The sequence below is a fragment of the Pseudomonas sp. NY5710 genome, assembly GCF_013305665.1.
Taxonomy (GTDB): Bacteria; Pseudomonadota; Gammaproteobacteria; order Pseudomonadales; family Pseudomonadaceae; genus Aquipseudomonas; species Aquipseudomonas juntendi.
The window spans coordinates 1857869-1873563 of record NZ_CP045554.1; the positions used below are offsets into that span (position 1 = coordinate 1857869).

Consider the following 15695-nt stretch of genomic DNA (forward strand, 5'->3'; position numbering starts at 1 on the left):
GGGCGTCATTTTTACGCCAACCATTAGAAAAGACCATCACAGCAAGGGGATTACAATGGGTTCCGTAGTACGGCAAGGGCGACGCAAGGCGTCTGCACTGCAAAAGAGCATACTTTGCCTGTCGGTATCGGCGGTGCTACTGGCCTTGGGGAACGCGGCCTACGCCAAAGAGGTGAAGGTCGATATTGCGAAGCAGCCACTGGGCAGCGCCCTGCGCGCGTTCGGCGAGCAGACCGGCCTGCAGATCCTGTTCTCGCCCGAGATGATCGGCGATGCGCAATCGTCGCGCGTGTCCGGCACCATGGAATCGGAAACCGCCCTGCACATGCTGCTCGATGGCACCGGCTATAGCTTCCAGATCGAGAACGGCGCGGTGATCCTGCTGCCGGCCACCAGCAGCACCAACGGCATCACCCTGCAGTCCACGGCCATCACCAGCCAGGGCATGGGCGAGATGACCGAGAACAGTGGCTCGTACACCACCGGTGCGGTAAGCGTCGGTTCCAAGACGCCGACCAGCCTGCGCGACACGCCACAGTCGGTGTCGGTGCTGTCCAGCCAGCTGATCGAAGACCGCAGTATCACCAGCCTGCAGGACGCGCTGAAAATGGCCCCGGGCGTCACAGTGCAGAAAACCACCAGCGACACCTACGAGTTCTACTCGCGCGGCTTCAACATCGACAGCATCCAGATCGACGGTGCCGCGCCCATGGCGTTGTCGTCGGTGGCCACCAGTTTCTATTCGCGCCGCCTGTACAACTTGGCCGAATTCGACCATGTCGAGGTGCTGCGCGGTTCGGGCGCACTGTTCGGCGGCGTCGGCGACCCGGGTGGCGTCATCAACCTGGTGCGCAAGCGCCCGCTGTCGGACTTCCAGCTCAAGCTCGAGGCCGCCGCCGGTTCGTGGGACAACTACCGCACTCAGGTCGACCTGACCGGCCCGCTGACCGACAGCGGCAACGTGCGTGGCCGGCTGGTCACGGCCTACAACGACCGCCAGTACTTCACCGACAAGCTGGCCACTCAGAAACCCACGGTCTACGGGGTGTTCGAGGTCGACCTCGGCCCGCAGACCATCTTCACCCTGGGCGGCATGTACGAAAGCACCCACTCCAACTCGTCGCTGGGCCTGCCGCGCTACACCACCGGTGCCGACATCGGCCTGGCGCGGCACACCAACCTGGGGCAGAACTGGTCCTACATGGACAACATCTCCCAGGAAATCTTCACCAAGATCGACCACTACTTCGACAACGACTGGAAGCTGAACGTCTCGTACACCAATACCCGTGACGCCGGCAAGGCGCTGGCGGCGGTGTCGGGCAACGCGGTCAACCCGGTGACCCTGGCCGGGCCAGTCTGGCGGGCCAGCTACAACGTCTATTCCACCAGCCAGGACCTGGTCGACAGCAACCTGTCCGGCAGCTTCGATGCCTTTGGCCGTGAGCACCAGTTCGTGCTGGGCGCCGACTACCAGCGCGTCACCAGCCGCTGGCAGGGCTCGGGGGTGTTTACCGGCACCGGCGTGCCGATCGACGTGTTCGACCCAGGCTACTGGAAGCCGACCACCACCTCGCTGGTGACCCCGCGCGACTACAGCCCCAACACCCAGGAGCAGTACGGCCTGTACGGGCGCCTGACCCTGCAGGTGAGCGACCCGCTCAAGGTCATCGTCGGCGGGCGCGCGGCCCGTTACCATTTCCAGCAGGTCTACACCAACGCAGGCGTGGTGCAGAGCGACATCGACATGCGCGAACCGACGCGCTTCGTGCCGTACTTCGGCGCCATCTATGACCTCGACGATCAATGGTCGCTGTACGGCAGCTACTCGAAGATCTACAAGCCGCAGCAGAGCTACCTGCGCGGGCCGTTGGGCAGCAACGACGTGCTCGAGCCGCTCGAGGGCAAGACCACCGAGCTGGGCATCAAGGGCGAACTGTTCGACGGCCGCCTGAATACCAGCCTGGCGGTGTTCTACACCAAGCGCAAGAACGGCGCGGTGCAAGACACCAACTACCCGCAGGCGTCGGTGCTGTATGGCGGCAGCTGCTGCTACGTGAACCAGGGCGAGGTCGTCAGCAAGGGCATCGAGCTGGAAGCGACGGGCGAGATCCTCCCGGATTGGAACCTGATGGCCAGCTACGTGTACAACTACAACAAGAACGAGACCGACAGCACGGCCTTGAGCACTATCACGCCCAAGCATCAGTTCAAGCTGTGGACCACCTACCAGCTGCCTGACGCGTTCAAGGACTGGACCGTCGGCGGTGGCGTCGATGTACAGAGCGCCACTTACGTCAGCGGTACCACCGTGCGCGTGGACGGCAATGGCAACGTGGTCGAGTCGAACATTCCGTTCGATTACAAGCAAAGCGGCTACGCCGTCTGGAATGCCCTGGTGCGCTACCGCGTGGATGACCACTGGACGCTGTCGCTCAACGCCAACAACCTGTTCGACAAGACCTACTACCAGACGGTCTCCAGTGCGGCGAACGGCAACTTCTACGGCGACCCTCGTAACTACATGCTGACCCTGCGCGGCGAGTTCTAAGCCCGCCAGCAGCTGCCGACAGGCACCTGAAACCGGCCGATCCCTGCCCAGGGACCGGCCGGTTTCGTTTCGCCGGGCAGGCCGCCAGGGCGCCCGCTGCGGGCCGCCCAGCCGTGTAAATTTCGCCGCAAGCCTTTCGTCAACTGAGGACGACGCACTTCCCGCACCCTTCGACACGAGGCCGACACTGATGTCTTCCACCCCCTTGACCGACGATGACCTGCTGGCGCTGTTGATGGCTGACGACAGCGACGATCCCGGCGTCATTCGCCCCATGGGGCGGCCATTCACGTGTCAGGCCTCGTTCGCCCAGCAGCGTCTGTGGGTGCTGCAGCAACTGGACCCGAGCAGTTCTGCCTACCACCTGGCGCGCGCGCTGCACCTGGTCGGCCCTTTGCAAGTGGCGGTGCTGGAGGCGGCGCTGCAGCAGGTGGTGGCACGCCACGAGATCCTGCGCACCGGCTTCGAAGCGGTCGATGGCCAGCCCATGCAAGTGGTGGACAACGCGGCGCGCCCGCTGCTGCAGGTCGAACGCCTGGCCGCGGCAGACGGTGCCGAGCGCCGGCAGCTGCTGGCCGCGCGCCTGCAAGCGCTGACCCTGCAACCGTTCGACCTGGGCCAGGCGCCGCTGCTGCGTTGCGTGCTGTTCGAGCTTGGCCCGCAGGAGCATGTGCTGTTCCTGAACATGCACCATATCGTCTCCGACGCCTGGTCCAACCCGATCCTGCTGCGTGACCTGACCCTGGCCTACACCCAGGCCCTGCAAGGCGACACCACGCCCTTGCCGGCCTTGCCGGTGCAATATGCGGACTACGCCCACTGGCAACGCCACGTATACCCCGGCACGGCGGAATACGGGCGGGCCCAGGCCTACTGGAAAAACTACCTGGCAGGGGACATCGCCCCACTGAGCTTGCCGGTCGATCACGCGCCCCATGCCGCGCAGTCTGGCATTGCGGCGCTGCACCGGGTCAGCGTGCCCGCGGCGCTGATGGCCCGCCTGCACGCCCAGTGCGAGCGCCTGGGGCTGACGCCGTTCGCCTTCGTGCTGGGCGCCTGGCAACTGCTGCTGGCGCGCTACAGTGGCCAGGCCGATTTCTGCGTCGGCGTGCCCAATGCTGCGCGCAACCGCGCACAGATCCAGGACCTGGTCGGTTACTTCGTCAACGCCCAGCTGTATCGCGTGCGGGTTGACGGCGCGACCACGGGGCAGGCGTTCCTGCAGGGTATCCGGCGTCATTCCCTGGCGTTGCTGGAGCACGCCGACTGGCCGATCGAGCTGCTCGAGCAGCAGGGGCAGGCTAGCGCTACGTTCGAGACCTTGTTCAACTGGCGGGTGGATGGCGACCGGCCGGCAGCGCTGCGCCTGGGGGAGGTGGCCGTCGATTTCCTCGCGACCGGCCCGCAGCAGGCCAAGTTCGCTCTGTCGCTGGATGTCGACTACGCCCCCGAGGCCATGAGCGCGGTGTTGGAGTACGACGCAGGTCAGTTCACCGGCGCAACCATCGAGCGCCTTGGGCGGCATTGGCTGCACCTGCTGGCAGGGCTGGCCGAGGTACCCCAGCGGCCCCTCGCGGAGCTCGCGCTGCTGGCGGCCGACGAGCAGCAGCGGGTCATCGCCCAGTGGAACCCGGCGCTCACCGAATACCCGGCCGCGCCATGCCTGCATGTGGCCATCGAGGCGCAAGCGGCCAGGGTGCCGCAGGCCATCGCCGTGGTGGCGGGCGAGCAGCGGGTGACCTATGACGAGCTCAACCGCCGGGCCAACCGCCTGGCGCACCTGCTGCGGGCAGCGGGTGTAGGGCCTGACGTGCGTGTGGGGGTCGCGCTGGAGCGGGGCGTGGACATGGTGGTCGGCCTGCTGGCGATCCTGAAGGCAGGCGGCGCCTACGTGCCGATGGACCCCGAGTACCCGGCCGAGCGGCTGGCCTACATGCTGGCCGACAGTGGCATCGCTTTGCTGGTGACCCACAGCCAGTCGCGTGGCCAGTTGCCCGAGGTCGAAGGCGTGAGCTGCATCGAGCTCGACCAGCCGGCGCTACTGGCCGGCTACCCTGACAGCAACCCTGCCAATACCACCGACCCCGACAACCTGGCGTACGTCATCTACACCTCGGGCTCCACCGGCAAGCCCAAGGGCACCTTGCTGGCGCACCGCAACGTGGCCCGGCTGTTCCAGGCGACCCAGGCGGATTTCCGGTTTGACGAGCACGATGTGTGGAGCGTGTTCCACTCCTACGCCTTCGACTTTTCCGTGTGGGAGCTGTTCGGTGCCTTGCTGCATGGCGCCACCGCGGTGATCGTGGCGCGGGAGGTGGCGCGCTCGGCCGCGGACTTCCATGCCTTGCTGGTGCGCGAACGGGTGACCGTGCTCAACCAGACACCGTCGGCGTTCGGCCAGCTGATCCCGGTCGCCTGCGCGGCGGCCAATGCCGACCAGGCCCTGGCGCTGCGCTACGTGGTGTTCGGCGGCGAGGCCCTGGACGTCGCCAGCCTCAAGCCTTGGTTCGAGCGTTTTAGCGACCGCCAGCCACAACTGATCAACATGTATGGCATCACCGAGACCACGGTGCATGTCACCTATCGCCCGCTGAGCCGCGCCGACCTGGCGTTGCAAGGCGCAAGCCCGATCGGCACGGTCATCGAGGACCTCTCCTGGTACTTGCTGGACCGCGACTTCAACCTGGTCGCACCGGGGTGCCAGGGGGAACTGCATGTCGGCCGTGCCGGCCTGGCCCGTGGTTACCATGGGCGCCCGGGGCTGACGGCCGAGCGCTTCGTGCCCGACCCCTTCGATGACAGCCCCGCGGGTGGTGGGCGCCTGTACCGTACGGGCGATCTTGCCGGTTATCGCACCGATGGCATCATCGACTACCGCGGCCGCATCGATCACCAGGTGAAGATTCGCGGTTTTCGCATCGAGCTGGGCGAGATCGAAGCCCGGCTGCAAGACCATCACGCCATCGCCAAGGCGGTGGTGCTCGACCGGGACGGGCCGGGCGGCAAGCAATTGGTCGCCTACCTGCTGACCGGCGACCAGCACGCGGTCAGCGCTGCGCAACAGGACACCCTGCGCAGCCAGCTGCGCGACTACCTGCGCGGGCTGCTGCCGGAGCACATGGTGCCTGCGCACCTGCTGTTCCTGCAGGCGCTGCCCCTGACCGTCAATGGCAAGCTCGACCGCAAGGCACTGCCCCAACCAGCGGCCAGCTTCGGGGCCGGCTACGTGGCGCCCGAGGGTGACCATGAGCAACAGATCGCCAGGCTCTGGGCCCAGGTGCTGAAGCTCGAGCGTGTGGGGCGACACGACAATTTCTTCGAGCTGGGTGGGCATTCGCTGCTGGCGACCCAGGTGATCTCGCGCCTGCGCCAGGCCCTGGGGCTCGACCTGCCGTTGCGCGCCTTGTTCGAGACGCCGGTGCTGGCCGATTTCGCGGCGCTGGCCGGGCAGGGCAGTGACGACGGTGCGCCGCCCATCGCAGCCGTGGACCGCAGCCGGCCACTGAGCCTGTCCTACGCCCAGCATCGCCAGTGGTTCCTGTGGCAACTGGACCCCGACAGCAGTGCCTACAACATCCCCGCGGCGCTGCGCCTGCGCGGGCAACTGGACGTCAGCGCCCTGGCCCGCAGTTTCGAGGCGCTGACGCTGCGTCACGAAACCTTGCGCACCACCTTCCGGGTCGAGGATGGCCAGGCGGTGCAGGTGATTCATCCGCACCAGGCATTCTGCCTCCAGGCCGAGCCCGTCACCGCGCCTGCCGGCGGTGCGCTGCAAGCCTGGCTCAAGGGCCTGATCGAAGCGGAAACACAGCGCCCCTTCGACCTGGCGCAAGGCCCGCTGCTGCGCGTGAAACTGCTGCGCCTGGCCGATGACGACCACGTGCTGGTCCTCACCCTGCACCACATCGTCACCGATGGCTGGTCGATGCCGATCCTGGTGGAGGAGCTCGAACAGCACTATGCCGGCCTGTGCAGCGGCCAGCCCGTGGCCTTGCCGGCGCTGGCGGTACAGTACGCCGACTACGCGGCCTGGCAGCGCCAGTGGATGCAGGCCGGTGAGCAGCAACGCCAGCTGGCCTACTGGCAGCAACAGCTGGGCGGCGACCAGCCGGTGCTGGAACTGCCCACCGACCGCCCGCGCCCGGCGGTGCAGAGCCTGGCCGGGGCCAACCACGACATCGTGCTCGACGACGGGCTGGCCGTGGCGCTCAAGCAATTGGCCAAGCAGCACAATGCAACCCTGTTCATGGTCCTGCTGGCCAGCTTCCAGGCGCTGCTGCACCGTTATACCGGGCAGCGCGACATTCGCGTCGGCGTGCCGATCGCCAACCGTAACCGGGCGCAGATCGAGCGGCTGATCGGCTTCTTCGTCAACACCCAGGTGCTGCGCGCCGATTGTGATCCGCAGCTGTCGTTCAAGGCGCTGCTGGGGCAGGTCAGGGATACCGCCCTGGCGGCGCAGGCCCATCAGGACCTGCCGTTCGAGCAACTGGTGGATGCCCTGCAGCCGGAACGCAGCCTCAGCCACAGCCCGTTGTTCCAGGTGATGCTCAACCACCAGACCCAGGTTCGTGGCGAGACCCGCGAACTGCCGGGCCTGAGCTTGCAGCGACTGTCCTGGGAGCGCCACAGCGCGCAGTTCGACCTGACCTTGAACACCTTCGAGCACGCCGATGGCCTGGGCGCTTCGCTGAGCTACGCCACTGCGCTGTTCGACCGGCAGACGGTGCAGGCCCTGGCCGACAACTGGCGTGTGCTGCTGCATGGCATCGTCGAGCAACCTGAAGCACGCATCGCCGACTTGCCGCTGCTCGATGCCTACAGCCGCCAGCAGGTGATCCAGGCCTGGAACCCGGCACCGCTTCAACACCCGGTCGAGCTGTGCGTGCACCAGGCCATCGAGGCCCAAGCTGCGCGTGCGCCGCAGGCCGTGGCCGTGACCTGCGAAGGTCGGCACCTGACCTACCGGCAACTCAACCAGCGCGCCAACCGCCTGGCGCGCCGCCTGCGCCACCTTGGCGTTGGCGCCGACGTGCGCGTGGGCCTGGCCATGGCCCGCAGCCTGGACATGGTGGTCGGGCTGCTGGGGATCCTCAAGGCCGGGGGCGCCTATGTGCCGCTGGACCCGGAATACCCGCAGGACCGCCTGGCCTACATGATCGAGGACAGCGGTATTACCCTGTTGCTGACCCAGCCCGAACTGCTGGCGCAATTGCCCCTGGCCCCCGGTGTGCAGAGCCTGGTGCTGGAGCAGGACGAGCCGGCACCGGGCGATGACCAGCCTGACCTTGGCAACCAGACCTCGCCGCAGAACCTGGCGTATGTGATCTATACCTCGGGCTCCACTGGCAGGCCCAAGGGCACGCTGCTGCCGCATGCCAACGTGATGCGCCTGTTCCAGGCCACCCAGGACTGGTTCGGCTTCACTGCCGAGGACGTCTGGAGCGTCTTCCACTCCTACGCCTTCGACTTCTCCGTGTGGGAAGTGTTTGGCGCGCTGCTGCATGGCGCCCGGGCGGTCATCGTCCCCCGCGACGTGGCCCGCTCGCCGGAAGACTTTCACGCCCTGCTGGTGCGCGAACAGGTCACCGTGCTCAACCAGACGCCCTCGGCGTTCAAGGAGCTGGTGGCCATCGCCTGCCAGCCGAACCAGGACCCGGCGGCCCTGGCCTTGCGCTACGTGGTGTTCGGCGGCGAGGCGCTGAACGTCGCCAGCCTCAGGCCCTGGTTCGAGCGTTTTGGCGACCAGCGCCCGCAGTTGGTCAACATGTACGGCATCACCGAGACCACGGTGCACGTCAGCTACCGCCCGCTGTGCCTGGCCGATGTGCACCGCGAAGGGCTCAGCCCCATCGGCGAGGTCATCCCCGACCTGTCCTGGTACCTGCTGGACGCCAACCTGGAGCTGGCCGTGGCCGGCAGCCAGGGCGAGCTGCACATCGGCCAGGCAGGGCTTGCGCGTGGCTACCACCAGCGCCCGGCGCTGACGGCCGAACGCTTCATCCCCGACCCGTTCGACACCAGCCCCCAGGGCGGTGGCCGGCTGTACCGCACCGGCGACCTGGCACGCTACCGGGCCGAGGGCAGCATCGACTACGTGGGGCGTATCGACCACCAAGTGAAGATCCGCGGTTTCCGCATCGAGCTGGGTGAAATCGAAGCACGCCTGCAGGCTCACCCTCGGGTCGCGGAGGCGGTGGTGCTGGACGTCGACGGCGCTGCCGGCAAGCAGCTGGTCGCCTACCTGATCGCCGATCAGGCGCAGGCGCTGGACCTGGCTGCGCAGCATGCCTTGCGCGGCGAATTGCGTGACTACCTGCTGGCGAGCCTGCCGGACCACATGGTCCCGGCGCACCAGGTGTTCCTGGCCGCCTGGCCACTCACCGCCAACGGCAAGCTCGACCGCAAGGCACTGCCGGCACCCGATGCCAACCAGGTGCGGCAAACCTTCGTCGCCCCTGAAACGCCCCTGCAGCAGCAGATCGCGGCGATCTGGGCCGATGTGCTGAAACTGGATCAAGTCGGCCTGGCAGACAACTTCTTCGAGCTGGGCGGCGACTCGATCATCTCGATCCAGGTGGTCAGCCGGGCGCGTCAGGCCGGTATCCGCATCACTCCCAAGCAGTTGTTCCAGCACCAGACCGTGCAGGGGCTGGCGGCCGTGGCCACCCAGGGCGCAGCGGGCGACGTGCAGATCGACCAGGGCCCGGTCACGGGCCAGGCCGTGCTGCTGCCGATTCACCATTACTTCTTCGATGAGCCGATTCCCGCGCGGCATCACTGGAACCAGGCGTTGCTGTTGCGCCCGGTCGAGGCGCTGGACGGGCAATTGCTGGAGCAGGCGCTGCTGGCCCTGATCGCCCACCACGATGCCCTGCGCCTGAGTTTCGCCCAGGCCGATGACGGCCATTGGGCGGGCGAGTATCGGGAGGTCGCGCAGCAGCCCTCGTGCTTCTGGCACGAGGCCGTGGCCGATGGTCCGGCCCTGGAGGCCCTGTGCGAGCGCGCCCAGCGCAGCCTCGACCTGGCCCAGGGGCCGTTGCTGCGCGCAGTATTCGCCACCTTGCCCGACGGCGACCAACGGCTGTTGCTGGCGATTCACCACTTGGCGGTGGACGGGGTGTCCTGGCGCATCCTCCTGGAAGACCTGCAAAACGCCTATGGCCAATTGCGCGCAGGGCAGCCAGTCAGCCTGCCGGCCAAGACCAGCTCCACCCGTGCCTGGGCCGAAAGCCTGCGCGGTTACGCCCAGGGCAGCGGCCGCGAGCAGTTGCCGTACTGGCAGGCCCTGTTGACCGATGTGCAGGCCGACCTGCCGTGCGACAACCCGTCAGGCTCGCTGCAAGGGCTACACCAGGCAGTCGCCCATACCCGCCTGGGCGCCGAAGACACCCGTGCCCTGTTGCAACACGCGCCGGCGGCCTATCGCACCCAGGTCAACGACCTGCTGCTGACCGCCCTGGCCCGGGTGATAGCACGCTGGACCGAGCAGGAGCACGTGCTGGTGCAACTGGAGGGGCATGGCCGCGAAGACCTGTTCGACAATGTCGACCTGACCCGTACCGTGGGTTGGTTCACCAGCCTGTTCCCGGTCAAGCTCAGCCCGGCGCCGTCGCTGGCGCAGTCGCTCAAGCGCATCAAGGAACAGCTGCGGGCAATCCCCGACAAGGGGGTCGGCTTCGGTGCGTTGCGCTACCTGGCCGATCAGCCGGCCCGTGAGGCGCTGGCCGCCTTGCCGGTGCCGCGCATCACCTTCAACTACCTGGGGCAGTTCGACGGCAGCTTCGCCGAAGCCACCGGTGAGGGCGGCCAGGTGGCCGGGCTGCTGACGCCGGCGGTGGAAAGCAGCGGTGCCAGCCTGAGCGAAGCAGCCCCGCTGGGTAACTGGCTGTCGATCAATGGCCGGGTCTACGGTGGCGAGCTGAGCCTGGGCTGGAGCTTCAGCCGCGAGATGTTCAAGCCGGCGTCGGTGCAGCGCCTGGCGGATGAATACGCCGCCGAGCTCAAGGCCCTGATCGCCCATTGCGTCAGCGGCGAGGCGGCGGGTATCACGCCGTCGGACGTGCCGCTGTCGGGCCTCGACCAGGCGCAACTGGACAACCTGCCGGTCCCGGCCGCGCACATCGAGGACATCTACCCGCTGTCGCCCATGCAGCAAGGCATGCTGTTCCACGCCAGCGAAGACGACCAGGCGGACCTGTACATCAACCAGACCAGCGTGCCTGTCACCGGGCTTGAGGCCGAGCGCTTCGTGGCCGCCTGGCAACAGGTGGTCGCCCATCACCCGATACTGCGCACCAGCTTCCATCAAGGCGCGTCGCTGGCGGAGCCGGTGCAACTGGTGCAGCGCCAGGCGCAACTGGACATCCGTCTGCTGGACTGGTCGACCAGGGCGGTGAGCGAGGATGACCTGGCGCAGCAGGTGCTGGAGGATCGGCGTCGCGGCTTCGACCTGGCCCAGGCGCCGCTGATGCGCCTGACCTTGATCCGCCTGGTGGATCGCCACCACCTGATCTGGACCAGCCACCACCTGCTGATGGACGGTTGGAGCGCCTCGCGGCTGATCGCCGACGTGCTGGCCAGTTACGCCGGCCACGCCCCCGAGCCCCAGGCCTGCCGCTACCGCGACTATATCGACTGGTTGCAGCGCCAGGACTTGCAGGCCGCCCAGCGCTTCTGGGAGGAAAAACTGGACGGCGAGGGTGCCGCGACCTTGCTCGCCAGCGTTCTGCCACAGCCAGAAACGCCGCTGCCCGGGCATGCCGCGCTGTACCTGAAGTGGGACCAGGCACGCACCCAGGGCCTGCAAGACTTCGCCCAACGCCAGCGGGTCACCCCCAACACCCTGATCCAGGCTGTGTGGCTGTTGCTGTTGCAGCGCTACACCGGGCAGGCGCAGGTGTGCTTCGGTGCAACCGTTGCCGGCCGGCCCGCCGACGTGGCCGGTGCCGACAAGCTGCTGGGCCTGTTCATCAACACCATCCCGGTCATCCAGCGCCCGCTGGCCACCCAGCCGGTGGCGCAGTGGTTGCAGGCGCTGCAAACCTACAACCTGGAGGCCCGCGACTTCGAGCACACCTCGCTGGCCGATATCCAGCGCTGGAGCGGGCGCAGCGGCCTGCCGCTGTTCGACAGCATCGTGGTGTTCGAGAACTACCCGATCGACGACCGCCTGCAGCAAGGCGTGGGTGGCCCCCTGAGCTTCGGCGAGGTGCAGTCGCGGGATGTGACCAACTATGCCATGGACCTGGCGGTGAACCTGGGCAACACCTTGAGCATCGAGTTCCTCTACCTGCGCAGCCGCTTCAGCGAGCCGGTGGTGGCGAACATTGTCGCCTCCTTCGAAACCCTGCTCGACGCCATCCTGGCCAACCCCGATGCCTGCCTGGGCAACCTGCCCATGTGCGCTGCGGCAACGCCAGACGTTGCGCCCGTGACGCCGCAGCGCACGTCGGTGGCCGAGCTGATCGCGGCCCAGGCCCAGCGCCGGGGCGATGCCATCGCTGTGGTGTGTGGCGAGCAGCAGCTGAGCTTCGATGCGCTGGAGCGCCGTGCCAACCAGCTGGCGCAGGTGCTGGTGGCCCGGGGCATCGGGCCTGAGAGCCGGGTGGGCGTGGCCCTGGAACGGTCGGTGCAGAGCATCGTGGCGTTCTATGCCGTGCTCAAGGCCGGCGCGGCCTACGTGCCGCTGGACATCGACTACCCCCGCGAGCGCCTGGAATGGATCATTCAGGATTCGGGCATGGCCCTGCTCCTGAGCCACTCTGCGCTGTTGCCACGCCTGCCGGTGACGCCCGGCTCCGAGTGCCTGGCGCTGGACGAACTGGACCTGGCGGCGCAGCCCGCCCGCGCGCTGCAAGTACCGGTGCAGGCGCACAACCTGGCCTACATGATCTACACCTCGGGCTCCACCGGCCAGCCCAAGGGCGTGGCGGTAAGCCATGGCCCGTTGAGCATGCACTGCCAGGCCATCATCGCGCGGTACGGCATGGACCGCGACACCCGCGAGCTGCTGTTCATGTCATTCGCCTTCGACGGTGCCCAGGAGCGCTGGCTGTCGACGCTGCTGGCCGGTGGGCGGCTGGTGATGCGTGACAACCAGCTGTGGACCGCCGAGCAGACCCTGCGCACCCTGCGCGAGCAGGCGATCAGCATTGCCTGCTTCCCGCCGGCGTACCTGCAGCAACTGGCCGAACAGGCCGCCCTGGAAACGGAGGCACCGCCTGCGGTACACACCTACTGCTTCGGCGGCGACGCGGTGGCCCAGGCCACCTTCGAGCAAGTCAAGGCCAGCTTGCAGCCGCGCTACCTGACCAACGGCTATGGCCCGACCGAAACCGTGGTGACGCCGCTGCTGTGGAAGGTTGCTGGCGATCAGCCTTGCGGTGGCCCCATCGCCCCGATCGGCGAAGCCGTGGGCGCCCGTGAGCTGTATGTGCTGGACGATCAGCTGAACCTGCTGCCCGATGGCGTGGCCGGCGAGCTGTACATCGGTGGCGAGGGCCTGGCCCGCGGTTATCACCAACGCCCCGGGCTGACCGCCGAGCGCTTCGTGGCCAGCCCGTTCCAGGCCGGCGGGCGGCTGTACCGCAGTGGTGACCTGGTGCGCCGACGCGCCGATGGCATCTACGATTACCTCGGCCGCCTGGACCAACAGGTGAAGATCCGCGGTTTCCGTATCGAGCTTGGCGAAATCGAGGCGCGCCTGCGCGATTGCGAACGCGTGCGCGATGCGGTGGTGAGCGTGCAAGGGGAGGGTGCCGACAAGCGCCTGGTCGGCTACGTGACCAGCACCGCCGCCAGCCCGGATATCGGCGAGGCGCTGCGCGAGCAGCTGCGTGCGGTACTGCCCGACTACATGGTGCCCGCCCGCATCCTGCTGCTCGATGCCCTGCCGCTCAACCCGAACGGTAAGGTCGACCGCAAGGCGCTGCCTGATCCGGACTGCAGTGAACCTGAAGCGCTGTATGTGGCACCGCGCAACCTGTTCGAGGAGCAGCTGGCGCAGATCTGGGCCGATGTGCTGGGCGTCGAACGGGTGGGGGTGACGGACAACTTCTTCGAACGCGGCGGCGACTCGCTGCGCAGCCTCAAGGTGATCTCGCGGGTGCGCAGCCTGCAGCGCGAAGGGTTCGAGCTCAAGCTGCGCGACCTGATGAGCCGGCCGACGATTGCCGAGCTGTCCGGTTACAGCGAGCCGGCGGCGGGTGAACTCGACCCGCTGCTGTTGCTCAACGACCCGGTGAGCGACGTGCCACCGCTGTTCTGCCTGCATGCAGGCTACGGCACGGTGTTCGACTACGAACCCCTGGCCCGCCACCTGAAGGGCGAGTGCAGTGTCTACGGCGTGCAGTGCCGCATGCTGCTGGACCCGGACTGGCAGGACGAATCGTTGGCGAGCATGGCCATCGACTATGCCCAGTACATTCGTCAGAAGCAGCCCGACGGCCCGTACCGTTTGCTCGGTTGGTCGCTGGGTGGGGTACTGGCGGTGCTGGTGGCGGCCGAGCTGCGCCAGCAAGGGCAGGTTGTCGAGCACGTCTCGCTGGTGGACAGCTTCATCCCGCTGGAACCTGCACAGCAGGCGTCGGCCGAGGCCTTCGACTGGCGCGAGGAACTGGCCGGCTTCTGCCAGGTGATGAACGTCGCCCAGCCAGCGGGTTCGCTGCCCTCCAACTTCGAGGCGGCAGCCTTGCCTTCGTTGCCACAGCTCACCGCCTACTTCGCCAGCGGCATTGCCGGCGGCACCGGCTTCGATGCCGAGGACCTGGCCCAGGGGGTCATCGTCGGGTTGCGCCTGCGCGACTTGTCGTTGCAGACCCTGGCCTTGCCGAAACTGGCAGGCCCGGTGAGTTTCTGGTGGGCACAGGCCGTGCCTGGCGCGGCGCAGGCCGGCTTCGAACGCCACGTGGCGGTCGAGGTGGCCCGGTTTGCCCTGGACAGCGACCATTACGGCATCCTCAGGCACCCGAGCTTGCTGGCGGGGCTGGGCGGCGCGCTGGCGCGCAAGGTGTCCGCCTGACCGAGGCGCGCACAGGGCAGTTGCCCCCGGGCGCTGCCCTGGCTGCGCGGGCCCATTGATCCGACTGTGCCCCCACCCGGCGTCGCTGCGTGGGGGTTTTGTTTTTCACCGCTATGAAGTTCTTTTCAAGGAGAACCAAGATGTCGCTGCATCCCGATCTGGAAGCGTTTCTGGAACTGGTGGCGTTCGGCAGGGCTACCTGTAAAAGCCTGCCCATGCATGAGCAAAGCGTCGAACAGGCGCGCGAGGAATTCGAGCTGAGCGCCCTGTTGCTGGACCCGGCCCCGCCGCAGGATATCGGGGTCACCGCGCTGCACATTCCCGCGCGCGACGGCGCGCGGCTGCCAGCCCGGCTTTATCGCGCACCTGCCTGCCAAGCCCAGGGCCCGGTGATGCTGTACTTCCATGGTGGCGGTTACGTGGTCGGCAGCCTCGACTCCCACGACGTGGTCTGCCGTCGCCTGGCGCAAGCCACGGGGCATGCCGTGCTGGCCCCGGCCTACCGCCTGGCCCCTGAGCATCGCTTTCCGGTGGCGCTGGACGATGCCCTCGACAGCGCCCGCTGGCTGGCGGCCAATGCAGTGTCGCTGGGCCTGGACGCGTCGCGCCTGGTGGCGGCGGGGGACAGCGCCGGCGCCACCCTGGCTACCTTGCTGGCACATACCGCTGCCATGCAAGGCCCCGACGCCGGTTTCGCCCTGGCGGCGCAGATGCTGTTCTACCCGGTCTGCGATGCCTCGGTGACCTATGAATCCAGCCGTGCCTATGCCGAGGGGTACCTGCTGGAGCACCAGACGATGGGCTGGTTCTACCAGCACTACCTGGGCGAGGCGGGCAGGCGTGACGACTGGCGGGTGTCGCCATTGCTGGCCGACCATGGGCGGCCATTGGCCCCCGCTTACGTCAGCGTGGCGCAGTACGACCCGTTGCGTGATGAAGGGCTGGCCTATGCCGAGTTTCTAACGCGTGGCGGCACGCCGGTGACGTTGCGGCTGGAGGAGGGGTTGACCCACGACTTCCTGCGGATGTCCGGGGTCCTCAATGGCGGGGTGGAGGGGCTGTACCAGGCTGCCGCCGACTGGTTGCGGCAGCAGGCCTGAAGCGTGACCGCCGGCAGCGCAG

Annotated in this window: 3 protein-coding genes; all 3 read left to right on the forward strand. The window is 67.5% G+C overall.

Annotated features, from left to right (window positions below; all coding sequences use genetic code 11):
* Nucleotides 1-55 precede the first annotated feature (55 nt).
* The 3 genes from GEV39_RS08355 (at nucleotide 56) to GEV39_RS08365 (ending at nucleotide 15673) form a co-directional block, all read left to right on the forward strand.
* Nucleotides 56-2551: a TonB-dependent siderophore receptor gene (locus GEV39_RS08355; RefSeq protein ID WP_249414329.1), complete on the forward strand. Its 2496-nt coding sequence runs from the start codon at nucleotides 56-58 to the stop codon at nucleotides 2549-2551.
* Between the two features lie 190 nt (nucleotides 2552-2741).
* On the forward strand, nucleotides 2742-14573 hold the full coding sequence (locus GEV39_RS08360; protein WP_173888224.1) for a non-ribosomal peptide synthetase: 11832 nt from the start codon (nucleotides 2742-2744) through the stop codon (nucleotides 14571-14573).
* 140 nt (nucleotides 14574-14713) lie between these two features.
* Nucleotides 14714-15673 (forward strand): alpha/beta hydrolase, encoded by a 960-nt coding sequence (locus GEV39_RS08365; RefSeq protein WP_173888226.1) that lies wholly within the window; start codon nucleotides 14714-14716, stop codon nucleotides 15671-15673.
* The last annotated feature ends 22 nt before the right edge of the window (nucleotides 15674-15695 follow it).